This window comes from Micromonospora sp. GCM10011542 (assembly GCF_042650685.1).
In the GTDB taxonomy this organism is placed as follows: domain Bacteria; phylum Actinomycetota; class Actinomycetes; order Mycobacteriales; family Micromonosporaceae; genus Micromonospora.
On record NZ_JBHSBO010000050.1, the window covers coordinates 235,496 to 257,034 of the forward strand.

The following is a 21,539-nucleotide window of genomic DNA, read 5'->3' on the forward strand; positions in this document are numbered from 1 at the left end:
GCGTGAGCCTAACCGGCGTCGACGACGCTGTCGCGGCGGCGAGACCGGCCGTCGCACACCACCGGCCGGCCGGTGCGGTGCCGGCCGCACCGCCGAGGCGCACCCCGTGATCGACCGCCTAGACTCGGCGCGGCTCGACCGACCGGCGGATGGATCAGCAGATGACGAGCAGCGGTGTACGCGGCTGGCTGCGGGCGCTGCCCGCCGAGGGTGGGCGGGACCCGCTGTTCACCCGTGCCGACCACCGGGTGTACCCGGCGCACCGGCTCAGCGAGCTGGTCCAGGGGCGTCCCCCGGGCGTCACCGGCAGCCAGTGGAGCTCGGCCAGCCGCGCCGGCTTCGACCTCGTCGTCTGCGCCGCCGACACCGGTCGCCCGGTCTTCACCGTGGAGATCGCCGCGCTCGCGCCGCCCGGCTCCGCTCAGCAGCGCGCCGAACGGCTGAAGGACGCAGTCAGCGCAGCGGCGGGCCTGCCGGTGCTGCGGATCGGCTCGTCGACGCTCACCGCCGCCGAACATGGCCGGCGCCTGGTGGAGTACGTGATCGACGCGCGCGGTTACGCCGTGGGCGCCGCCGCTTCGACCGACAACGACGACGCCCCGACGGGCTTCCGGGACATCCTCGGCCGGCTGCCGGACGGCCGGACCGGGCCGGTCAACGACCTCGGCGCCCTGGCCCGGGCGACGGTCGTCGAGGCGTACGTCGCCGGGCGCCTGGCCGACCCGATCGTGCGGGGCCTGCACGTGCGCTGGGCGGACGGCCCGGCCGAGGGCTGGAGCTGGGCGCAGGTACGCCCCGACGCGTCTCTCGTCGAGCGGGTGTCGGTGGGCGAGTACCGGTTCTCCTGCGGGGTCGACGCCGCCCGGTTGGCCGAGGACCTGGCGACCCTCGCGATCGGGGAGCGGCTGCGCACGCTGGAGTCCGCCGAGGCGGACCTGCTGCCCCGGGCGGATCTCACCGCGGAGATCGTCGCGCTCCGCGAGCGTCGGCACGAACTGGTGGGCGGCTTCGCCTACGACCACCTCTGCGTCGACTGATCGCGCCCTCGGGCGCCGCGTCGGCACCCCGCCTCGGGCGCCGTGGCCCGGCGCGGCGCGATTCCTCCCAGGCATCGTGATGCCGCTGCGGTACCCCGGTGCGCCCGGCCAGACGGCGCCCCGACGGGTTCCGCGCCGCGGGCCAGGCACTCGGCGGGCGGCGGAGCCGCAACGCGTCCGGAAGCCGAGCCGCCGCCGATCCCGGGCGGCGACAATTTCCTGTGCACCGGTTGAACCTTCCCGGGCGTGGTCCCGTACTCCTGCGCGAATGGACAGGATCTCCCGATCCCGCGCCGACCGGACGCGGAGGACGGTGCGGAAAGGGCATCGTCGGTCATCGACATTTCGCCGGGTAGGTCGTGGTGGCCGCCGAGGCGCGCCATCTCAATTCCGTCGGTCCGCCGAGGGCAGGAATCCACTACCGGATCGAGAAGGAGAGCAATTCGATGCGCAGGTCCACACGGGCGCGCCGGTCACCCGGCAACGCGCGGAGCAAGCGACTGCTGGCCGTTGTCGGCACGCTCGTGGTCTTCGGCGGAATCGTCGCCGTGACCCAGATCTCGTCGGCCCAGGACCGGCGGACGAACAATCCTCGACCGGCTTCCGCGCAGTGCGTCGAGCCGAGCCCGGGCGCGACCGCGCCGAGCGGTCGCGGCTCGACCACCCGGACCTGGCAGAACGGTCGGTGGGTGCGTAACCACTGGGGTGACGGGCAGCAGTCGGTCGCCGAGTGTGAGCAGGTGAAGGAGGGTGGCGCCATGGGCGGCTCGGCCATCGCCTGCCCGGACGTGACGGCCAAGCTTCCGCAGGTGCCCGCCCGCACCCGGGCCGAGGTGGACCGCAACCTCGCCCTGTTGCAGACCCAGATCGCCGAGGCCGACCGTCGCCTGGCCGCCGAGGGCAGCAAGGGCGAGAACTTCGTGCGCAACTCCATCCTCCAGCCGCTGGCGAGCAAGCGTCGCGCGACGCTGGAGCGGATCACGATCGCGATCGACCGGGCCGGGCCCCGACCCCAGGGTCTGGGGCAGCTCGCGGAGTGCCAGGTGGCGCCCACCGGCAACACCGGCGGCGGCAACAACGGTGGAAACACGGGTGGGAACACCGGTGGAAACACGGGTGGGAACTCCGGCGGCAACAACAACGGCGGGAACAACAACGGGGGCAACAACGCTCCGGGCGCCGGTCTCGGTGTGCTCGCCAACAACTGCGACAACAGCCAGCTTGAGCCGCACAACGGTTTCCAGAACGGCAACCGCTGCGTGAGCACCGAGTTCGGTGAGGTCGGCGCCGCCGCCAACAACCCGTCCCTGCTGATCACCCAGTTCCCCGACCAGGTGGGCCGCAACCAGGCGTTCACACTGCGGGTCAGCACCCGCAACCTGGTCCGGGACCGCTTCCTCGCGGCCGGTCAGGGTGGCTACTACGTGGAGAGCTCGCTGCTCAACGAGCAGGGCCTCGTCCGTGGCCACTTCCACACCGCCTGCCGGATGCTGGACAACCTCAACGCCGCGCCGGAGCCGCAGGAGGTGCCCGCGTTCTTCGTGGCCACCGAGGACGGTCGTGGCAGCGCCCAGCCGGACGAGGTGACCATCCAGATCCCAGGCCTGCCCGAGTCGGGCACGGCGCAGTGCTCCGTCTGGGCCGGCGACGGGTCGCACCGGCTGCCGATGATGGAGCGGGCCAACCAGACGCCGGCCTTCGACTCGGTGCGTATCGAGGTCAACTGAGTCGTTCGTTCCACGGCGGCCGGCCACCCGGGGTACGCACCCCCGAGGTGGCCGGCCGCCGTGGCGTCGGCCCTGTCAACAACGTGTGGGCGAGCCCTAGGGTCGGGCCATGACGAGCGAATTCCCCGCCCTGCTGGAGGGCCCTGGCACCCAGGTCAGCGACCCGTCGGCACTGCTCACCGGCTACCTCGACTGGTACCGGGAGGCGCTGGTGCGCAAGACCGACGGCCTGGACGCGCAGCTGCTGCTCGCGCCGGTGCCGGCGCTGGGCTGGGCCCCGCTCGGGCTGGTGCGCCACCTGGGTTGGGTGGAGCGGCGGTGGATCCGCTGGGGCTTCGCCGCTCAGCCCGTGCCACCCGGCCGGCGCAGGACGACGAGTGGCGGGTGGCCGGCCGGCCGGTCGCGCAGATCTGGCGGGAGTACCACGACGAGGTCGCCCTGGCCCGGGAGGTCATCAGCGGGGTACCGCTGGACCGCCGGGCCCGGCTCGGCGGCCGGTTCCACACGCCCGAGCAGGCCCCGACGCTGGGGCGCATCCTGTTCCACCTGCTTCAGGAGTACGCCCGGCACCTCGGCCAGCTCGACGTCGCCCGCGAGCTGATCGACGGGACCACCGGAGAATGACATCCGCCGCGCGCCTCCCGGCCCGATTCCCGGGCGCTGCGGGTGGAAAATCCGACGGGGTCGCGCCGATTCTTGGCGAGACCCCGTCCGTGCGTCGTATGGTCAGCGGTTCTTGTACGCCTCGACGACCTCGACCGGGATGCGACCGCGCTCGGAAATCTTGTATCCGTTCTTGACGGCCCATTCCCGGATGGCCCGGTTCTGCTCCCGGTCCATTCCGGCGCCGCTCGGCCGCCGGATGGTCCGGGTGCTGTTCTCCACCGGCCCGCGGCCGATCCGTCGCCCCGCATTGATGTACGGGTCGAGTGCCTTGCGGAGCACGCCGGCGTTCTCGTCCGACACGTCGATCGTGTAGGCCACCCCGTCGAGGCTGAACTCGACCGTCCGGTCGGCCTTTCCACCATCGAGGTCGTCGGTCAGCACCGTGATTACTTTTCTCGCCATCGCCGATTACTCCCTGTGTGCGGCCCGATGTGCTCAAAGTCTGACCCACTGCCCCGGTAATCCGCAACAATATGCGCCCGTTTCATTTCGGCGCGTCGCGTTTCCGGCCCGGGTAAAACCGTGGGCGCCCGCTTAATCGCCGAGCCGGCCGGTCATTCGCCGAGCAGGCCGGCCTGTCCGGCGACCGCGGCCGCCTCGGCACGGCTGGTCACCCGGAGCTTGCGCAGCAGCGCGGCGGTCATCCGTTTCACCGTCCGCTCCGAGACGTGCAGTTCCTCGGCGATGTCCACCGTGTTGCGTCCGGCGGAGATGGCCCGCAGCAGCCAGCGCTCCTCGGAGTCGAGGTCGACCGGTGTGGTGCGGGAGGGCCTCAGCGCGGCGCGCAGCAGCGCGGCCGGCAGCACCGCCCAGCCGTCGAGGATGGCGAGCAGTGGCGGCAGCAGCTCCTCCGGTTCGCTGGTCTTCGGCAGGAACCCCTCCGCGCCGGCACGCAGGGCCTCCAACGCGGGCGCCGGATCGGCGGAGCCGGACATCGCGACCACCCGCACCCGCGGGGTGGTCCGCCGGATGGCGGCCACCGCGCGGATCCCGCCCGGCGGCGGCATGTGCAGGTCGACCAGCGCGAGGTCGGGCAGGCAGCGGCTGATCAGCGAGGCCGCGGCGGCGGCGTCGCCGGTCGAGCCCACGACCTCGGCGCGGCCGTCGGTGGTGACCGGGAGCAGCAGCTCCAGGCCGCGAACGAAGAGAGGGTGATCGTCCACGACGGCTAGCCGGATGGTGGAGGAGCCGCGCATGTCTGGTCCGTTCCCGAGCGGGTACCGATCATGCGGGTATGCGCCGAACGAGGGGAGTCGGGCGGATGCGCGAACGGCACGGTCTGCAGGCGTTGCTGCGAGGGTTCCGGCGCAACGGTCCCGGTCGCGGTGAACGGCGACCCCCCGAGGTCGATTCGGCACTGCTGCTGCGCGTGCTGTGCCACGAGTTCCGGACCCCGATCAGCACGCTCACGTCGCTGACCAGGGCGTTGGCCGACGATCGCCGGGAGTTGACCGGCGACGACCGGCGGGCGATCAGCGAACTCGCCCGGGACCAGGCCGCCCATCTGCAGAATCTGCTGCGCGAGGCCGCCGTCGGCACCGGGGCGCTGGCACTGGCCGGGCAGCCCGAGCCGGCCGTGCCGCTGGCCGGGATCATGCGGGAGGCCGCCGCGCTGGTGCCGACGCACCGCCGGCGGGCCCGGGTGACCCGGCGGGCCGGCTCCTGGCCGGTGCCGGCCGGCCGTACCCGGCAGGTGCTGGTCAACCTGGTGGAGAACGCGCTGCGGCACGGGCCCGACGAGGGGCAGATCGGGCTCTACGCCGTGCTGCGCCGCTCGGGCCTGAGCATCCTGGTCACCGACGAGGGGCGGGTGGACGACGCGCTGTTGTCGGCGTTGCGCCGGCCGGCGCCCGCCGCCGGCATGTCTGGGCTCGGGTTGTGGATCGTGCGGCAGCTGGTGGCGGCGGATGGGGGAGCGGTACGGGTGCACCGACTGCGTCCCCGGGGTGTGGGGCTGGAGGTGCTGCTGCCCAGGGCCGATCACCCCGTGCGGCTGGCTCGTCATCCGGTCTGACCCGTCCGGGACACGCGTTGGCCCGCTCGGGTCGCCGCGGCGGGAACCCTCCTTGTCACCAGCTTCCCGGCACGAGGAGGACCCATGTTCAGCCACATCAAGGACCTGCAGTTCGAGGCCAAGCCGGACGGCCCGGACGCCGCGTTCGCCCGCCGGTTGCAGGAGATCCTGGGCGGCAAGTGGGGCGAGATGACCGTCGCCAACCAGTATCTCTACCAGGGGTGGAATTGCCGGCTGCCCGGCAAGTACAAGGACCTGCTGCTCGACGTGGGCACCGAGGAGATGGGCCACGTCGAGATGATCGCCACGATGATCACGCGGCTGTTGGAGAACGCCCCGCTGTCGTTGCAGGAGGCCGCCGGCGACAACCCGATGGTCGCGGCGATCTACAGCGGTTCGAACCCGGCGCACTTCATCCACGGCGGCGGCGGCGCACTTCCCACCGACAGCAACGGGGTGCCGTGGAACGCCGCGTTCATCACCGCCAGCGGCAACCTCATGGCCGACTTCCAGCTCAACGTCACCGCCGAGGCGCAGGGTCGGCTCCAGGTCGCCCGGCTGTTCAACATGACCGACGACCCGGGCGTGAAGCAGATGCTGCGCTTCCTGCTGGCCCGCGACACCATGCACCAGAACATGTGGATGGCCGCCATCGAGCAGCTCAAGGAGGACGGGCTGGAGGAGATGCCGGTGCCGGACGCCTTCCCCGACTCCAAGGAGCTCACCGAGGAGTTCGGCTACACCTACCTGGACTTCTCGCCCGGTCAGGACGCCGCGGAGGGTCGCTGGGCCTCGGGCCCGTCCCCGGACGGCAAGGGTGAGTTCCGCTACGACCACAGTCCCCGCGCCCACGCCCCCGAGCCGGTCCTGGCCGCGGGCGACCCGCGCCTGTACGGCACCAACCCGGGAATGGCCGGGAAGGTCGTGAACAAGGTCAAGAGCAAGGTCACCTGACGCCGCTGCGCCGGGCCGTCCACGCCTCGTGGACGGCCCGGCGGACCCTGCGCTCGAAGGAGGTGTGCCGTGACCGATCTCGTGCTCCGCCCGCTCGCGGACGCGTTCATGCAGGTGGGCGTGTACGTCGCCGTGCTGGTCGCGCTGTTCGGGTGGCTGCGTTGGCGCTACGGCGACCGGGTGACCGACGGGCTGACCCACCGTCCCCGGCTCGGCCCGCTGGTCGGGGCGCTGCTCGGGGTGAGCCCGGGCTGTGGTGGCGCGATCGTGCTGATGCCGCTGTACGCCCGCGGGAAGGTCTCCTTCGGCACCGTGGTCGCCGCGCTGGCCGCCACCATGGGGGACTCGTCGTGGGTGGTGCTGGCCTGGAACCCGCTCTTCGCCCTCAAGATCCATCTTCTGCTCTTCGCGGTCGGCCTGGTCACCGGCTACGTCGTGGACGCGCTCGGCATCGACCCCGCCCGGCTGCCCCGCCCGGAGCGCGCCGCCGTCCCGGCCGGGAAGTCCACTGCCCCGGCCGACGTACCCGTCCCGGCCGGGGCGTCGGGCGCCGCGCTGCCGGTGGGAGCGTCCGGCCCGGCCGCCCTGGCGGCCGTGGGTGGTCCGGACCTGACGGGCTCGCGCCGACTGTTCGGCGGGCTGCTGCCCCGGGTGCCCGCGGCGACCGCGTTCTGGGGGTTGACGACGCCGGCGTTCCTGGTCTCCGTGCCGGTGGTGTTCCAGATGGTCGACCCGGCCGCGCTCACCGACACCCTGGGCGGCGTCGATCCGTACCTGGCGCTCGGGGTGCTCGGCACCCTGACCGCCGTCGGACTCTTCGCGGCCGGTCGGGGTCGGCTGGCCGACGACAACCTCGAGACCGCGCATCCCCGCTCGATGCGGGAGACCATGCGTCACAGCGCCCACGAGGCGTCCTTCGTGACCGTCTGGGTGGCCGTGGCGTACCTCGGTTGGCAGATCGTCACCACCGTCACCGGCTTCGACGGCTCACAACTGGCGCTTACCGGACTGGTCGGCGTGCTGGTCGGCGCGGCGATCGGCCTGATCCCCGGCTGCGCGGTGCAGATCGTCTTCACCGGCCTCTACGTCAGTGGCGGCCTGCCGCTGCCGACCCTGGTCGCCAACGCGATCAGCCAGGACGGTGACGCCCTGATCCCGCTGGCCGCGATGCGCCGGCACTCGGCCGCGCTGGCGACCGTGATCACCACCATCCCGGCCGCGGCGGTCGGCGCCGCGCTGCTCGTCCTGCTCTGAGAAGCACCGAAGGAGGAACCGTGTCGTCCGTCGTCGCGCCCCCCGGCCGGGATGCCATCGTCGTCCCACTGCCCCGGGTCCGGGTCAAGCTGCTCGTCTTCGCCGCGCTGACCGTGGTCGCGGCCGCCGCCGGCCTGCCCGGCCGGCTGGTGGTCGCCCTGGCCCTGACCAGCCTGGCCATCCCGCTGGCCGTGCTGGTGGCCGGCGGCGGCCGGGCGGCCCGTGAGCTGCTGTTTCCGGTACGCGGGAACAGCCCGGACAGTGGCCTGGGTCACAGGCCGGAACAAGGGGAACGTTTTGTTACTTGAGTGAGACACGCTCAACCTAACGCGATAGCAGGTGTTCGATGGCAACTCTTCCGGTACTTCCGCTGACCGACGCCGTGCTGCTGCCCGGCATGGTCATCCCGGTGACCCTCGACCCCACCACCCAGGCCGCCGTGGACGCGGCCCGCGCCACCGGCGACCGCAAACTGCTCGCCGTGCCCCGCATCGACGGCGAGTACGGCCCGGTCGGCGTGATCGCCACCATCGAGAAGGTCGGCCGGCTCCCCGACGGCGAACCCGCCGCCGTGGTCCGCGGCCTGTCGCGGGCCCGGATCGGCTCCGGCGTCCCCGGCCCCGGCGCCGCCCTCTGGGTCGAGGCCACCCCGCTCGACGAACCCGCCCCGGCCGGGAAGGCCCGGGAACTGGCCCGCGAGTACCGCGCGCTGACGACCTCGGTCCTCCAGCAGCGTGGCGCGTGGCAGGTCATCGACGCCATGGAGCGGATGACCGACCTGTCCGAGCTGGCCGACTCGGCCGGCTACGCGCCCTGGCTGACCCTGGGCCAGAAGACCGAGCTGCTCGCCGCGCCGGACGTCACCGCCCGCCTCGAACTGCTGGTCGGCTGGGTGAAGGACCACCTGGCCGAGCAGGAGGTCACCGAGCAGATCAACACCGACGTCCGCGAGGGGCTGGAGAAGTCCCAGCGCGAGTTCCTGCTCCGCCAGCAGCTCGCCGCGATCCGCAAGGAACTCGGCGAGGACGAGCCGGACGGCTCGGCCGACTACCGGGCCCGCGTCGAGGGCGCCGACCTGCCGGAGAAGGTCCGCGAGGCCGCCCTGCGCGAGGTCGGCAAGCTGGAGCGGGCCAGCGACGCCTCCCCGGAGGCGGGCTGGATCCGGACCTGGCTGGACACGGTGCTGGAGATGCCGTGGAGCACGCGTACCCAGGACAACACCGACCTGGCCGCGGCGCGCGCGGTGCTCGACGCCGACCACGCCGGCCTGGCCGACGTGAAGGACCGCATCCTGGAGTACCTCGCGGTGCGCAACCGCCGGGCCGAGCGCAACCTCGGCGTGGTCGGCGGGCGCGGCTCCGGCGCGGTGCTCGCCCTCGCCGGCCCGCCCGGGGTGGGCAAGACCAGCCTCGGCGAGTCGGTCGCCCGGGCGCTCGGGCGCAACTTCGTCCGGGTCTCCCTGGGCGGTGTCCGCGACGAGGCGGAGATCCGCGGTCACCGGCGCACCTACGTGGGGGCGCTGCCCGGCCGGATCGTGCGCGCGCTGCGCGAGGCCGGCTCGATGAACCCGGTCGTGCTCCTCGACGAGGTGGACAAGCTGGCCGCCGGCTACGCCGGCGACCCGGCCGCCGCCCTGCTGGAGGTGCTCGACCCGGCCCAGAACCACACCTTCCGCGACCACTACCTGGAGGTCGACCTCGACCTGTCCGACGTGCTCTTCCTGGCCACCGCCAACGTGGTGGAGTCCATCCCCGGCCCGCTGCTGGACCGGATGGAGCTGGTGACCCTGGACGGGTACACCGAGGACGAGAAGGTGGCCATCGCCCGGGACCACCTGCTGCCGCGCCAGCGGGAGCGGGCCGGGCTGACCGCCGACGAGGTGACCGTCGCGGACGAGGCGCTCGCGCGGATCGCAGGGGAGTACACCCGGGAGGCCGGGGTCCGGCAACTCGAACGCGCCCTGGCGAAGATCCTGCGCAAGGTGGCGGTGACGCTGGCGACCGACCCGACGTCGGTGCGGGTGGACACCGACAACCTCGCCCGCTACCTGGGGCGGCCGAAGTTCACGCCGGAGTCGGCGGAGCGCACCGCGGTGCCCGGCGTGGCCACCGGTCTCGCGGTCACCGGCGCCGGCGGCGACGTGCTCTTCATCGAGGCGACCAGCATGGAGGGCGAGCCGGGGCTGACCCTGACCGGCCAGCTCGGTGACGTGATGAAGGAGTCGGCCCACATCGCCCTCTCCTACCTGCGCTCCAACGGGCGCCGGCTCGGCATCGACCCGAACGCCCTCGCCGGACGGCGGATCCACCTGCACGTCCCGGCGGGCGCCGTGCCCAAGGACGGGCCCAGCGCCGGCATCACCATGGTGACCGCGCTGGCGTCGCTGGTCACCGGACGTCCGGTCCGCCCGGAGTTCGGGATGACCGGCGAGGTGACGCTGTCCGGTCGGGTGCTGCCGATCGGTGGGGTGAAGCAGAAGCTGCTCGCCGCCCACCGGGCCGGCCTCACCGAGGTCATCATCCCGGCCCGCAACGAGCCGGACCTGGACGACCTGCCGGCCGAGGTGCGTGCGGCGCTGACCGTGCACACCCTGGCCGACGTGGCCGACGTGCTGGCCCTGGCGCTGCGTCCGGCCGACGTCGAGTCGCTGGACGGCCCGGCTCTCGCCGCGGCCTGACAGCCCGCACCACATCCCGGGCCCCCGCCGTCCCCGGACGGCGGGGGCCCGGCCGTGTGCCGGAGGGTTTCGGCGGTCCGGTGTGACGGCGCGGCGAGCCTCAGCAGCCCGGCTCCGGCGGGGCGCAGGGGGCGGTCGGCGTCCCCTCCCGGCAGGCCTCGTCCGGGGAGAGTCGGGTCAGCAGGGCGGTCAGGACCGCACCGAGCTGCCCCACCTGCGCGTCGTCGAGCGCGTCGAAGATCAGTGACCGTACGTGCTCCACGTGCCCGGGTGCGGCGCGCACGACCATGTCCCAGCCGGCCTCGGTCAGCACCGCCACCGAACCCCGGCCGTCCTCGGCGGTGCGTTCGCGGCGGACCAGCCCCCGCCGCTCGAGCCGACCGACCAGGTGTGACAGTCGCGACTGGGAGCCGTTGACCAGGCCGGCCAGCTCGCTCATCCGCCGGGACCGGCCCGGCGTCTCGCTGAGCATCGCGAGCACCAGGTACTCGAAGTGGGTCAGCCCGGCGTCGCGCTGCAACTGCCCGTCGAGGGTCGCGGGCAGCACGGTCACCAGCCGCATCAGGTCGCGCCAGACCCCCTGCTCGGCGTCGCTCAGCCAGTGGGTCTCCTGCTGCATGCCGCCCAGCTTACCTGTTGTTGACGGTTCAAGTATCCGCGCCGTACTGTGCTGCTTGAAGCGTCAAATATTTCCCGCCGTGAGGCGGCACCCCTGGAGGAACCCCGTGAACGTGGTGCTCTGGATCATCCAGATCCTGCTCGCCGCCGTCTTCGCCGGCGCCGGCCTGACCAAGCTGACCCAGCCGAAGGAGAAGCTGCGCGACAAGATGGGCTGGGTCGACCCGGTCCCGCCTACGCAGGTGAAGGCGCTCGGCGCCGTCGAGTTGCTGGCCGCCCTCGGGCTGGTGCTGCCCGCCCTCACCGGCATCGCCACCGTGCTGACCCCGCTGGCCGCGCTCGGCCTGGTGATCGTGATGATCGGCGGGATCGTGGTGCATCTGCGCCGCAAGGAGACGCCGGGCGCGCTGGTCTGCCTGGTGCTGCTCGTCCTCGCCGCGCTGGTGGCCTGGGGCCGCTTCGGCCCGTACTCCTTCTGATCGGTGCGCCGGCGACCGCCGTGTGGGGCGGTCGCCGGCAGCGTTCGCTACTGGTCGCGGTCGCGGCGGACGGTGGTCTTGCGGCCCTTGATGGTGCTGCCGCGCAGCCCCGCGATCACCTCGTCGGCCACCCCCTGCGGCACCTCGACCAGCGAGAACCGGTCGGCGATCTCGATCGAACCGATGTCCCGTCCGCTGATCCGGGTCTCCCCGGTGATCGCGCCGACCAGGTCCTGCGGGCGCACTCCGGCGCGCCGACCGAGGCCGATGAAGACCTGGGCCATGCCGCTGGAGCCGGAGCGCGGCCGGCCGCCGCCACCGCGCCGGTCACCGCCGCGTCCACCGGTGTCCGGTCGGCCCTCCCGCGCGCTGCGCACCGGCACCTGCGGGATCTCCTCCTCGTCGTCCGAGCCCGGCGAGGTCACCTCGTGGGCCAACTTCACCGCCGCGAGAGCGACCTCCATGAGGTCGAACTCGTCGGTCAGCGACTCGACGATCACCCGGAACGGGTCGAGGTTGTCCTCCAGCAGGCTCTCCCGCAGCGCGGCCTGGGTCAGCTCCAGCCGGCGGGTGCGCATGTCCGCCAAGGTGGGGATCTTGTCTATGGTGATCCGCTGGCCGGTCACCCGCTCGATGGTCTTGAGCATCCGGTGCTCACGGGGCTCGGCGAGGGTGATCGCCACCCCCTCGCGGCCGGCCCGACCCACCCGGCCGATGCGGTGCACGTACGACTCGGGCGCGGACGGCACGTCGTAGTTGACCACGTGGGTGAGCTGCTCCACGTCCAGACCGCGGGCCGCCACGTCGGTGGCGACCAGCAGGTCGGCCGTGCCGCCGCGCAGCCGGCCCATCACCCGGTCACGCTGCTCCTGGCTCATCCCGCCGTGCAGCGCCTCGGCCCGGTAGCCCCGACCGTTCATCGTCTCGGTCAGCCGGTCGACCTCCTCGCGGCTGCGGCAGAAGACGATCGCCGCGGTGGGCGACTCGACGTCCAGCACGCGGCCCAGCGCCGCCGGCTTGTGCCCCCGGGCCACGATGTACGCGCTCTGCCGCACCCGAGGGGCCTCGCCGGCCACCGGCTGCTCCCGGCCGATCTCGATCCGGACCGGCTCGCGCAGGTGCTGCCGGGCCATCCCGTCGATCCGCGACGGCATGGTGGCCGAGAAGAGCACCGTTTGGCGCTGCGCCGGCGCGTGCTCCAGGATCGCCTCGATGTCCTCGGCGAAGCCCATGTCGAGCATCTCGTCGGCCTCGTCGAGCACCACCGTGGCCAACCCGCCCAGCCGCAGCGTGCCCCGGGCGATGTGGTCCAGGGCCCGGCCCGGGGTCGCCACCACGACGTCGACCCCGCTGTCCAGCGCCCGCAACTGCCGGCCGATCGGCTGCCCGCCGTAGATCGGCAGGACCCTCGTGCCGAGGTCCTTGCCGTAGCGGTGGAACGCCTCGGACACCTGCACCGCCAGCTCCCGGGTCGGCACCAGCACCAGCGCCACCGGGTCCCCGCCGGCGCGGTGCGCCGGCATCCGGTGCAGCAGCGGCAGCGCGAACGCGGCCGTCTTGCCGGTGCCGGTGGCCGCCTGACCGAGCAGGTCCTGCCCGTCGAGCAGCGGCGGGATCGCCTCCCGCTGGATCGGGGTGGGCTCCTCGTAGCCGAGGGCGGCCAGCGCGCCCAGCAGCTCGGTGCGCAGCCCGAGGTCCGTGAAGGCGCTCGCCTCCTCGGTGTCTGCGGGGGTGGTGTCGGTCGGTGCGTCGTGCCGTGCGGGTGCGGAACTCATGCGTCAAGCTTTTCATCACGCCGCCGCACCTGCTGCGGCGACCGGCACAACAGCCCTGTCGGACCGCCGGCCGGTCAGCCTCCGGTCGTCAGGATCGCCAACACCATCATCCCGGCGAGGGCGGCGTCGAGTACCCCACACCACTCGGCGTAGGCGCGCGGCACCACCCTCGCGCGGCGGTGGTGGACCAGGTCCCAGCCGGCGTGCGCGAGCCAACCGAACGCCACCAGCCAAGCGGCGGTGCGACCACCGGCCGCGACCGCCGCCAGCGTCAGGGCGACCCAGGCGGCCGAGCCGAGCAGTTGCGTGGCCAGCACGCCTGGCCCGCGCAGCGTGCGGCGGGCGGCACCGATCAACAGGTACCCGCCGGGCAGCACCAGCATCGTCCACGGGCTGAGCACGCTCGGGTCGACCCACATGTCCACGGTCATCAGCAGGGCCAGCCCGGTCGGCCAGCGGCGCGCCAGCGCCACCACGGCCGGGTGCCGGCGCACCGCCACCGGCGCCTCGTGCCGGTGGCGTACGGCCACCAGCACCATCGCCGGCACCATCAGCAGGTGACCGCCGAGCAGCAGGGCGTCGCCGTTCAGCAGGCCGGCCCGAAACGGTACGAGCAGCAGCAGGAACGGGACGTACATCGCGGCGGCCATCTCGCCGACCGCCACCCAGTGGTGCGCCCGGTAGCGCATCCAGATCGTCATTCCGATGGTCATGTCGGTGGCCATCACGAGTGCGGCAACCTCCGGGCGGCCCAGCGGCCCTTCGATGCCGAGGAGGGTGCCGGCCGCTTCCCACAGCGGGTTGAGCAGCAGCATCCCGGCGACCATCGCGACCGCCATCTCGCCGAGGTGCCTCAGCAACCGTCGGGTTCCGCCTGGCGGCGCCGTCGGGGTCGGCGCCGTGGTCGACGGCGCCGGGCGGTCGGCCGCAAGCGGCCCGGTCTGCCGTACGACGACGGCGTCAGCGTGCGTACCTGTCTGTCCCATGGCGTTCACCCTGCCGGCGTCCCGGCTTGGTGGGCAGGCTCGTCCGTCACCGGAAAACCGTGCGGATCGCACGGTCGAACCGTGACATCGCGCAGGGGTGGAACCGGGCACGGCGGACCTAGGATCGGTCCCGTGGTCAACGACGGGGTGTCGCCCGAGGCGGACCGGCGGTTGCGCCGAGCGCGGCAGGGCACCCTGCTGTCGCTGGCCACCGGGATCTGGGCGAGCATCCTGCTGCCCGCGGTCGGTCTGGCCCGGGAACCCGACCCGGCGCGGGTGACGCTCGGCGCGCTCGGCATTCTGGCCTTCGCCGTCAGCCAGGCCGCCGTCCTGTACGCGGCGGTGACCCCCTGGCTCGACCAGCGCTGGCGGCGCCGCGCCCAGATCGGTCTGACCGCGGTGGCGGTGCTGACCGTTCCGCTGGTCGCCCCGGTGGCCGCCGGCGCCTGGCCGACCTGGGCCTGGCTGGGCGCCTCGCTGATCGGCATGGCGCCGTTGCTGGTCCGCCTCCCGACCGCGCTGGCGGTGACCGCCGGCATCCTGCTGGTGTCGGCGGGCGTGGCCTGGTGGACCGGCGGCTCGGTCTGGCGCCACCTGGCGGTCAGCGGCGGGATCGGGGCGGGCGTCGCCGCGGTGAACTGGTTCCAGGTGTGGTTCTGGGACCTGCTCGTGGAGGCCCGGCAGGGTCAGGCCGCACGGGCCCGGCTGGCCGCCGCCGAGGAGCGGCTGCGCTTCGCCCGCGACGTGCACGACGTGCTGGGCCACAGCCTCACGGTGATCGCGTTGAAGGCCGAACTCGCCGCCCGGCTGGCCCCGGTCGACCCGGAGCGGGCCGGGCGGGAGGCCACCGAGGTGCAGCAGCTCGCCGCGTCGGCGCTGACTGAGGTCCGCGAGGCCGTGCACGGCTACCGGTCGATTGACCTCGGAGAACAGCTGGCCGCGGTGGCGGGCGTACTGCGCTCCTGCGGCGTGCGGTGCACGGTGCTGCCGCCGCCGGCCGACCTGCCGCAGGCCGCGGCTGCGGAACTGGCGGCGGTGCTGCGTGAGGCGGGTACGAACGTGCTGCGACACAGCCGGGCCGACTGGTGCCGGATCCGCATCGACCGGGAGGAGAACGTGGCCAGGATGACGGTGGCCAACGACGGAGCCGACGATCGGGGCCCGGACGAGCACAGCCACGGCCTGCGCGGGCTGGCCGACCGCCTCGCCGCTGTGGGCGGGGAGCTGCGGGTACGCCGCGAGGACGCGGTGTTCACCCTGGAAGCAACCGTGCCGGTGCCCGCGTGATCCGCGTGCTGCTCGCCGACGACGAGGACCTGGTCCGGGTCGCCGTCGCCGCGCTGCTCGGCCTCGAAGCGGACATCGAGGTGGTGGCGCAGGCCGCCGAGGGGCCGGCGGCCGTCGACGCCGCGCTGGCGCACCGCCCCGACGTGGCCGTGGTCGATCTGGAGATGCCCGGCCTGGACGGCATCGGCGTCGCCGCCGAGCTGGCCCGGGTGCTGCCCGCGTGCGCGGTGGTGGTGCTGACCGGTCACGGCCGGCCCGGGCACCTCCGACGGGCGTTGACCGCCGGCGCTCGCGGCTTCCTGCCCAAGGGCTCGCCCGGTGGCGCGCTCGCCGACGTGATCCGCCGCGTGCACGCCGGCGGCCGGTACGTCGACCCGTCGCTGGCCGCCGACGCGCTCACCCTGCCCGACTGCCCGCTGACCCCCCGCGAGCTGGAGACGCTGCGGCTGGCCGAGTTCGGCGTTCCGGTCGCGGTGATCGCCCGCCGGGTGCACCTGTCCGCCGGCACCGTGCGCAACCATCTCTCCGCCGCCGTGCAGAAGCTCGGCGCGGCCGACCGGGCCGAAGCGGTACGCACCGCCCGCAACAACGGCTGGCTCTGAGAAGGACCCGCGCCTGCGCCACGCCCTGCCCTGTCGATCATGAAGTTGGCGTCACGACACGCCGGCACCGACAACGCCACCCTCGTGATCGACGCGGTCCTCAGCCGACGCGGTTGAAGCCGGCATGCCCAGCGCGTGGGCGACCGCCCGTACGCGCCGTTTGGTCAGGCCGGCCAGCGGCACGAGGTCCGCGGGTGGCCGCGATGGCGATCGGGTCGGCCGTCCCGGTGAGCGAGGAGTCGCTCATCGCCCCTCGCCAGCGGTGGCCGGTGGGTAGCGGGCGCCGTTGAACGTGACCCGCAGCGTGTACACGGAGCCGCCGGCGGTGATGAACAGGTGGTTGCGTTTCGGCCCGCCGAAGGTGAGGTTGGCGACCGATTCGGGCAGCAGGAGCTTGCCGATGAGGGTGCCGTCGGGGTCGAAGCAGTGCACGCCGTCCCAGGCCGCGGCCCACACGCGCCCGGCGTCGTCGATGCGGATGCCGTCGAAACGGCCGAAGTCGCATTCGGCGAAGACCCTTCCGCCGGTCAGGGTGCCGGCGGCGGTGACGTCGAAGACGCGGATGTGGCTCGGGTCCTGCCGGGTGTCGACGATGTAGAGCTGTTGCTCGTCGCCGGAGAAGGCCAGGCCGTTGGGGCGGCGGAAATCGTCGGCGACGATGCGCAGGTCACCGGTGGACGGGTCGAGGCGGAACACGTGGCAGGCGCCGCCGAACTCGTTGTCGCCCCTGTTGCCCTCGTAGTCGGAGTCGATGCCGTAGCTCGGGTCGGTGAACCAGATCGTGCCGTCGGCGCGTACCACCACGTCGTTCGGGCTGTTGAGCCGCCGCCCCTCGTAGCGGTCGGCGAGCACGGTGATCGTGCCGTCGTGCTCGGTGCGGGTGACGCGCCGGTTGCCCTGCTCGCACGTGACGAGCCGGCCCTGGCGGTCCACCGTGTTGCCGTTGGCGTAGCCCGAGGCGTGGCGGAAGACGCCGACCGCGCCGGTGGCCTCGTCCCAGCGCAGCAGCCGGTCGTTGGGGATGTCGCTCCACACCAGGTACCGACCGGCTGGGAAGTACGCCGGGCCCTCGGTCTTGCGTGCGCCCGTGTGCAGCCGTTCGAGGACGAAGTCGCCGTCGAGGCGACGGAACCGCTCGTCGAGCAGCTGGAACTGTGCGGGAACCGTCTCTGCCATCGCCGCGCCTCCGGTTTCTCGTAAACCAGGTTCGGCCGAATCGTATGCATGCACGCCGAACCTGCTGGCGTGCCTGCAGCACGACGCCACCCAGTCCTACGCGGCGCTGGGCAAGGCGGTGGGTCTGTCCGCCGGCTCGGCACACGATCGGGTGCGCAAGCTGCGCGACCGCGGGGTGATCCGCCGCACCACCATCGAGGTCGATCCGGCCGCCGTCGACCGCGGCGTGTCGGCCTTCGTGATGGTCGACGGCAACACGTGGATGGGCGACACCCGCGACGCGCTCTCAGCGATCCCGGCATCCAGGAAGCGCACATCGTCGCTGGCGCTGCCTCGCTGTTGGTGAAGATCCGCACCGCGACCACCGAGGACCTGCAGGCGGTGCTCCGCAGCATCTTCGACATCGACGGAGTCACCGGCACCCAGACCATCGTCGTGCTCGAGACGTTCTTCGAACGGCCGGTGAGCGTGCTGGACCGGCACACCGAGCCGCAGCCGCCGGGCTAGCGTGCGGGGGTGCGTACGGTGGAACTGGTCTGCTCGGCCGGATTGGACGCCGCGGTCCGGTCCGCCTGGGACCGGTTGGCGGCAGCCGGGCTGCCCAGCCTGGCCCGCAACATCCACCCGACCAACCGGCCGCACCTGACCCTCGCCGCCGTGGACGAGTTCCCGCCCGGCGCCGAGCACCGCCTCGGAGCGCTGTTCGACGCGGCGCTGCCGGTGCCGGTCACCCTCGACCGTGTCGTCGTCCTGGATGGCAGCGCCCCGCTGGTCTGGCTCGTTCGTCCCGCGCCGGCGTTGACCGCGCTGCACGCCGCCGTCTGGGACGTGCTCGCCACCGCGACCGGCCACCGGCCCTGGCACGCGCCGGGGGAGTGGGTGCCGCACCTGAGTTTGGCGCTGCGGTTCCGCGACGCGGACCTGCGGCTGGCCCGCGCCGTCGCCGGCGGTCAGCGGCCGACGGGCGCGTTCGTCGCGGCCCGCAGCTACGACGGCGCGGACCGGTCGGTGACGCCGCTGACCCGCCAGCACGTCTGATCTCCGGCGACGGTTCGCACCGGCCAGGTGATGGTGCTCCGCCGGCGGTCGCTCGGACTGGTGGGTCAGGGGACCTCAGTTGCTGCCCCCACCACCACCATCGCCGCCCCCGCCATCGCCGCCGCCATACACGTCGCCGCCACCACCAATGCCGCCCGCACCGCCGGCATAGCCGTGGCGGCCGTCGTTGAAGGGCAGGTCGCCGCGGATACCGGGCGGCCTGGGCCGCTTACCCGGCCCGCCGAGGTGTTGCAGGCAGACCAGGCCGGAACCCTGGAAGCACTCGCCGCGCCCTCCGCAGTCGGCCAGGTAGCGGTTGCCGTCCCGGACGCGGAGTTCCTGGTCCACCCGGAACAGCAGGGGAAGCTCCGTTGGGCCGCAACCCTCGTCCCGGCGGCCGTAGGTGAGAGTGGCCAGCAGCAGCGGAGTGCGACCGGCGTCGACCGAGGCAGCACCCGTCGCCGACCTCGGCTGGTGGTGCAGAGGGCCCCCGAACGCGGCGTCGCAGAACGCGGCGTAGTCCCGCGTCTGCAATGTCATTTCGTGCCACAGATCGCCAACGATCACCGACGGCATCGTGAGCTTCGCACTGGAATGGCGGACGACGAGCCGGAACCACTGCCGGGTCGCAGTTTCGACCAGGCGAATGTCGTCGTCGCTGAGGTGGGGATACTGATTGCGGAGACGCTGACGCCCGCTGGCGGGAAACTGCAGGTCGTCGACGGCGCGAAGTCGCGCAGGGGTGCGGTCGCTTCTGAGCCTCGTCCAGATCATACGGCTGCTTCCATCCGCCCGCGGTGCGAGCGCTAGGGCCCCGACTCGCCACAGTGGCGTCGCGGCCCCTTCAGAGTACGACCGCAGGCAAGTGCGGCAATTTCCACGACTTGCGGATCGGCCCTGTTGCAAGAAGCATCGCCGAAACGGAGTGCCCCTGGGCGATCCAGGGGCACTCCGTCCCGTCAGCGGTAGAAGCGCAGGTAGTCGAACTCGGCGGTGACCGGCGGCTCGGCGCCGCCGTGCGCCATCAGCCCGATCCGCGGGGTGGTGTCGGCCGGGAAGGTCCACACCGCACCCCACGTCCACGTACGCCCGTCGCGACTGGAGCCGGCCCGGAACTCGTGCTCGCCGGTGGTCGGGTCGACGCGGTGCGCCAGTCGCAGCCAGGTGGTGGTGGCCGGGGTGCCGACGATGCTGCCGCCGTACACCGGCTGGCCGGCGAAGGGCAGCTCGTAGCCGTACTCGACCTGCCGGGTGTTCCAGATCGCCACCTGGGCCAGCCGGGCGAACCGGTTGTCGTCCACGTAGGCGACCAGGCCGGCCTGCTGGTAGTTGCGGACGGTCTCCTCACCCAGGTCCAGCGTCACCTTCGTCTCGACGACGTAGTCGCCGGCCGGCGCGTCGCGCAGCAGCACGCCGGCCGTGTTGCCGGTGCCGGTCAGGTCCGCGCCCTGCACCGGCCAGCGCAGCGCGCCGCCGGAGACGCTGGTCGCCGGGTCCTCGCGTACCCACTGCCAGTCGCCGTCGAGCCCGTCGCTGAACTCGTCGGAGTACGCCGGCAGCGGCGCGCCGATCCGGGGCGTCGGCGCGGCCCGGCGGGCGGGCTGGTACAGCCGGGCGACGCTGACGTTGTCGAACTCGGCCGTGCCGTCAGTGGCGGTCAGCGCGAGCCGGCCCACCACCGGGCGGTCCAGCCGCAGGGACACCACGGCGAGCTGGTCGCCGAGTCGGGCCGGGCTCAGCTCGGCGACGAGTTGCCGGCCGCGGACCTCGACGGCCAGGTTGTGCCGGTCGGCCGGGTCGAACCCGACGGGCAGCGGCGCGGTGGCCGTGCGCCGCTTGCCGTCGCGGGCCACCAGCTGGCCGCCGGCCGCGTCCACCCGCACCTCGACCCGGTCGCCGAGGGCGATCCCGGCGGCGTCCGCGCCGGTCAGGCGCAGGTCGGCCTCGGCCCGCACGTCGCCGCCCACGGTGGTACGGCTGGTCAGCGCGCCGCTGCCGACGAGCCGGCCGTCGGTGACCTGCCAGCTTCCGCTGGTACGCCGCCAACCGGCGAGGCCGGCGGAGTCGAAGCGCTCGTCGACCCGTCCGGTGGTGACCGGCGCGGGCCTGCCGTCCTCGGACGGGCCGGCTCCGGCGTTCACCGTCGGCCAGCCGTCGATCCAGTCCAGCCGGTCCAGCAGCATCGGCCGCTCGTTGATGCCGAACGGCTCGTCCAGGTACGGGTCGGCCCGGTCGATGGCGTGGTAGACGATCCAGTCCTGGCCCGACAGGTCGGTCAGGAAGCCGTTGTGCCCGGTCCCGATCCACCGGTTGCCGTTCTGGGTGAGCACCGGCGTACCGCCGGCCCGCGACGCGGTCAGCGCGGTCCCGTCCCGGTCGACGAACGGGCCGCGCGGGCTGCGCGACCGTCCGACCTGGACGGAGTAGCCGGTGGCCGGGCCGGCGCAGCAGTTCGCGGTGGAGGCGAACAGGTAGTACCAGCCGTCGTGGCGCAGCACGTAGCTGCCCTCGAACTTGTTGTCGATCGCCACCAGGGTCGGTGTGCCGACCGCGCTCAGCCCGTCCGCGGAAAGTTCGGTGACCGAGATGCCGCCGTAGTAGCTGCCGTAGTAGAGGTAGCTGCGGCCGTCGACGTCGGTGAACTGGCTGGGGTCGATGGTCCACAGGTAACCGCCGCCACCACCGGGACGCGGCGCGACGACCGGCTGCGCGGCGAAGGTCCACGGCCCGGTCGGGCTGGGCGCGGTGGCCGCGCCGATGGCGAAGTCGCTGCCCTCGGCGGAGACGGTGGTGTCGGTGACCGTCACGTACATGACCCACCGGTCGCCGATGCGGCGCACGTCCGGAGCCCAGAAGGCAGCGCCGGGCGCCGCGTACGGCGGGCGCTGGTCGGGGCCGAACGCGTCGCCGACGTAGGTCCAGTCGACCAGGTCGGCCGAGCGGGCGGTCGGAACCCGGTGGAACTGCTTCTCACCCTCGCGCAGCGGGTCGGTGGTGCCGTAGGCGTACCAGTAGCCGTCGTCGCCACGGACGATGACCGGGTCGGCGAAGGTGTCGCCGATGTCGGCGGAGATCGGGTTGCGGTAGCGGGAGGAGTCGGCGGCGGCGGGTGTGGGCCCGGTCGCGGCCAGGATCAGACCGAGCACGGCGGCGAGTGCGCCGCCGCGGCGGAGGTGTCGCATGCAGACCTGCCTAGGGAGTTGGCGGTGTGTCGACAAGGGTCGGTGCGTGTCCCCGTTTCTACAACGA

Annotated in this window: 19 protein-coding genes and 2 pseudogenes; 13 read left to right on the forward strand and 8 right to left on the reverse strand. The window is 73.1% G+C overall.

Annotated elements, in window-relative coordinates; translation table 11 throughout:
• The first annotated feature begins 161 nt into the window (after window positions 1-161).
• The 3 genes and pseudogenes from ACFOW4_RS19460 to ACFOW4_RS19470 all read left to right on the forward strand — a co-directional run bounded on the left by ACFOW4_RS19460 (window position 162) and on the right by ACFOW4_RS19470 (window position 3,388).
• Entirely contained in the window at window positions 162-1,037 is an 876-nt protein-coding gene (locus ACFOW4_RS19460) for a DUF2726 domain-containing protein (RefSeq protein WP_377529681.1), read from the forward strand.
• A gap of 446 nt (window positions 1,038-1,483) precedes the next feature.
• The gene (locus ACFOW4_RS19465) at window positions 1,484-2,764 is read left to right on the forward strand and encodes a hypothetical protein (protein WP_377529682.1); all 1,281 of its coding nucleotides are present in this window, start codon (window positions 1,484-1,486) and stop codon (window positions 2,762-2,764) included.
• 109 nt (window positions 2,765-2,873) lie between these two features.
• Window positions 2,874-3,388: pseudogene (locus ACFOW4_RS19470) on the forward strand (DinB family protein).
• Window positions 3,389-3,490: 102 nt separating this feature from the next.
• Here ACFOW4_RS19470 and ACFOW4_RS19475 read toward each other — a convergent pair.
• Window positions 3,491-3,832: an Lsr2 family protein gene (locus ACFOW4_RS19475; protein ID WP_377529684.1), complete on the reverse strand. Its 342-nt coding sequence runs from the start codon at window positions 3,830-3,832 to the stop codon at window positions 3,491-3,493.
• A gap of 152 nt (window positions 3,833-3,984) precedes the next feature.
• Window positions 3,985-4,593, reverse strand: coding sequence for a response regulator (locus ACFOW4_RS19480; protein WP_377529685.1), 609 nt, complete (start codon window positions 4,591-4,593; stop codon window positions 3,985-3,987).
• A 98-nt stretch (window positions 4,594-4,691) separates the two neighbouring features.
• Here ACFOW4_RS19480 and ACFOW4_RS19485 point away from each other — a divergent pair, with 98 nt between their 5' ends.
• The 5 genes from ACFOW4_RS19485 to lon all read left to right on the forward strand — a co-directional run bounded on the left by ACFOW4_RS19485 (window position 4,692) and on the right by lon (window position 10,329).
• Window positions 4,692-5,444 carry a sensor histidine kinase gene (locus tag ACFOW4_RS19485; protein WP_377529688.1) on the forward strand — a complete coding sequence of 251 codons (753 nt, stop codon included), beginning with the start codon at window positions 4,692-4,694 and terminating at the stop codon, window positions 5,442-5,444.
• Between the two features lie 84 nt (window positions 5,445-5,528).
• Entirely contained in the window at window positions 5,529-6,398 is an 870-nt protein-coding gene (locus ACFOW4_RS19490; protein WP_377529690.1) for a manganese catalase family protein, read from the forward strand.
• Window positions 6,399-6,467: 69 nt separating this feature from the next.
• Window positions 6,468-7,652, forward strand: a complete 1,185-nt coding sequence (locus ACFOW4_RS19495) for a putative manganese transporter (protein WP_377529692.1) — start codon at window positions 6,468-6,470, stop codon at window positions 7,650-7,652.
• Between the two features lie 20 nt (window positions 7,653-7,672).
• Window positions 7,673-7,960 carry a hypothetical protein gene (locus ACFOW4_RS19500; protein ID WP_377529693.1) on the forward strand — a complete coding sequence of 96 codons (288 nt, stop codon included), beginning with the start codon at window positions 7,673-7,675 and terminating at the stop codon, window positions 7,958-7,960.
• 38 nt (window positions 7,961-7,998) lie between these two features.
• The gene (gene lon / locus ACFOW4_RS19505) at window positions 7,999-10,329 is read left to right on the forward strand and encodes an endopeptidase La (protein WP_377529695.1); all 2,331 of its coding nucleotides are present in this window, start codon (window positions 7,999-8,001) and stop codon (window positions 10,327-10,329) included.
• 100 nt (window positions 10,330-10,429) lie between these two features.
• On the opposite strand, the gene ACFOW4_RS19510 is transcribed toward lon, so the two are convergent.
• Entirely contained in the window at window positions 10,430-10,948 is a 519-nt protein-coding gene (locus ACFOW4_RS19510; protein ID WP_377529696.1) for a MarR family winged helix-turn-helix transcriptional regulator, read from the reverse strand.
• Window positions 10,949-11,054: 106 nt separating this feature from the next.
• Between ACFOW4_RS19510 and ACFOW4_RS19515 the strand changes: the two genes are divergently transcribed.
• Entirely contained in the window at window positions 11,055-11,426 is a 372-nt protein-coding gene (locus ACFOW4_RS19515; RefSeq protein ID WP_377529698.1) for a DoxX family protein, read from the forward strand.
• 47 nt (window positions 11,427-11,473) lie between these two features.
• Here the strand turns inward: ACFOW4_RS19515 and ACFOW4_RS19520 are convergent, their stop codons facing one another.
• The gene (locus tag ACFOW4_RS19520) at window positions 11,474-13,201 is read right to left on the reverse strand and encodes a DEAD/DEAH box helicase (protein WP_377529699.1); all 1,728 of its coding nucleotides are present in this window, start codon (window positions 13,199-13,201) and stop codon (window positions 11,474-11,476) included.
• Window positions 13,202-13,275: 74 nt separating this feature from the next.
• Window positions 13,276-14,040 carry a hypothetical protein gene (locus ACFOW4_RS19525; RefSeq protein WP_377529701.1) on the reverse strand — a complete coding sequence of 255 codons (765 nt, stop codon included), beginning with the start codon at window positions 14,038-14,040 and terminating at the stop codon, window positions 13,276-13,278.
• A gap of 279 nt (window positions 14,041-14,319) precedes the next feature.
• Here ACFOW4_RS19525 and ACFOW4_RS19530 point away from each other — a divergent pair, with 279 nt between their 5' ends.
• Both ACFOW4_RS19530 and ACFOW4_RS19535 read left to right on the forward strand, forming a co-directional pair.
• Complete coding sequence (locus ACFOW4_RS19530) at window positions 14,320-15,474, forward strand: sensor histidine kinase (RefSeq protein ID WP_377529702.1); 1,155 nt, start codon at window positions 14,320-14,322, stop codon at window positions 15,472-15,474.
• Window positions 15,471-16,076, forward strand: coding sequence for a DNA-binding response regulator (locus ACFOW4_RS19535; RefSeq protein WP_377529703.1), 606 nt, complete (start codon window positions 15,471-15,473; stop codon window positions 16,074-16,076). The genes ACFOW4_RS19530 and ACFOW4_RS19535 overlap by 4 nt, the downstream gene beginning before the upstream one ends.
• Window positions 16,077-16,319: 243 nt before the next feature.
• Here the strand turns inward: ACFOW4_RS19535 and ACFOW4_RS19540 are convergent, their stop codons facing one another.
• Window positions 16,320-17,252, reverse strand: a complete 933-nt coding sequence (locus ACFOW4_RS19540; RefSeq protein WP_377529705.1) for an SMP-30/gluconolactonase/LRE family protein — start codon at window positions 17,250-17,252, stop codon at window positions 16,320-16,322.
• Between the two features lie 61 nt (window positions 17,253-17,313).
• Between ACFOW4_RS19540 and ACFOW4_RS19545 the strand changes: the two are divergent.
• Together ACFOW4_RS19545 and ACFOW4_RS19550 are read left to right on the forward strand one after the other, a co-directional pair.
• Window positions 17,314-17,759 (forward strand): annotated as a pseudogene (locus ACFOW4_RS19545) (Lrp/AsnC family transcriptional regulator).
• Between the two features lie 9 nt (window positions 17,760-17,768).
• Window positions 17,769-18,290 (forward strand): 2'-5' RNA ligase family protein, encoded by a 522-nt coding sequence (locus tag ACFOW4_RS19550; protein ID WP_377529706.1) that lies wholly within the window; start codon window positions 17,769-17,771, stop codon window positions 18,288-18,290.
• A gap of 75 nt (window positions 18,291-18,365) precedes the next feature.
• Here the strand turns inward: ACFOW4_RS19550 and ACFOW4_RS19555 are convergent, their stop codons facing one another.
• Entirely contained in the window at window positions 18,366-19,064 is a 699-nt protein-coding gene (locus ACFOW4_RS19555) for a hypothetical protein (protein WP_377529708.1), read from the reverse strand.
• Between the two features lie 185 nt (window positions 19,065-19,249).
• The gene (locus tag ACFOW4_RS19560) at window positions 19,250-21,472 is read right to left on the reverse strand and encodes a family 43 glycosylhydrolase (protein ID WP_377529709.1); all 2,223 of its coding nucleotides are present in this window, start codon (window positions 21,470-21,472) and stop codon (window positions 19,250-19,252) included.
• Window positions 21,473-21,539 lie beyond the last annotated feature (67 nt).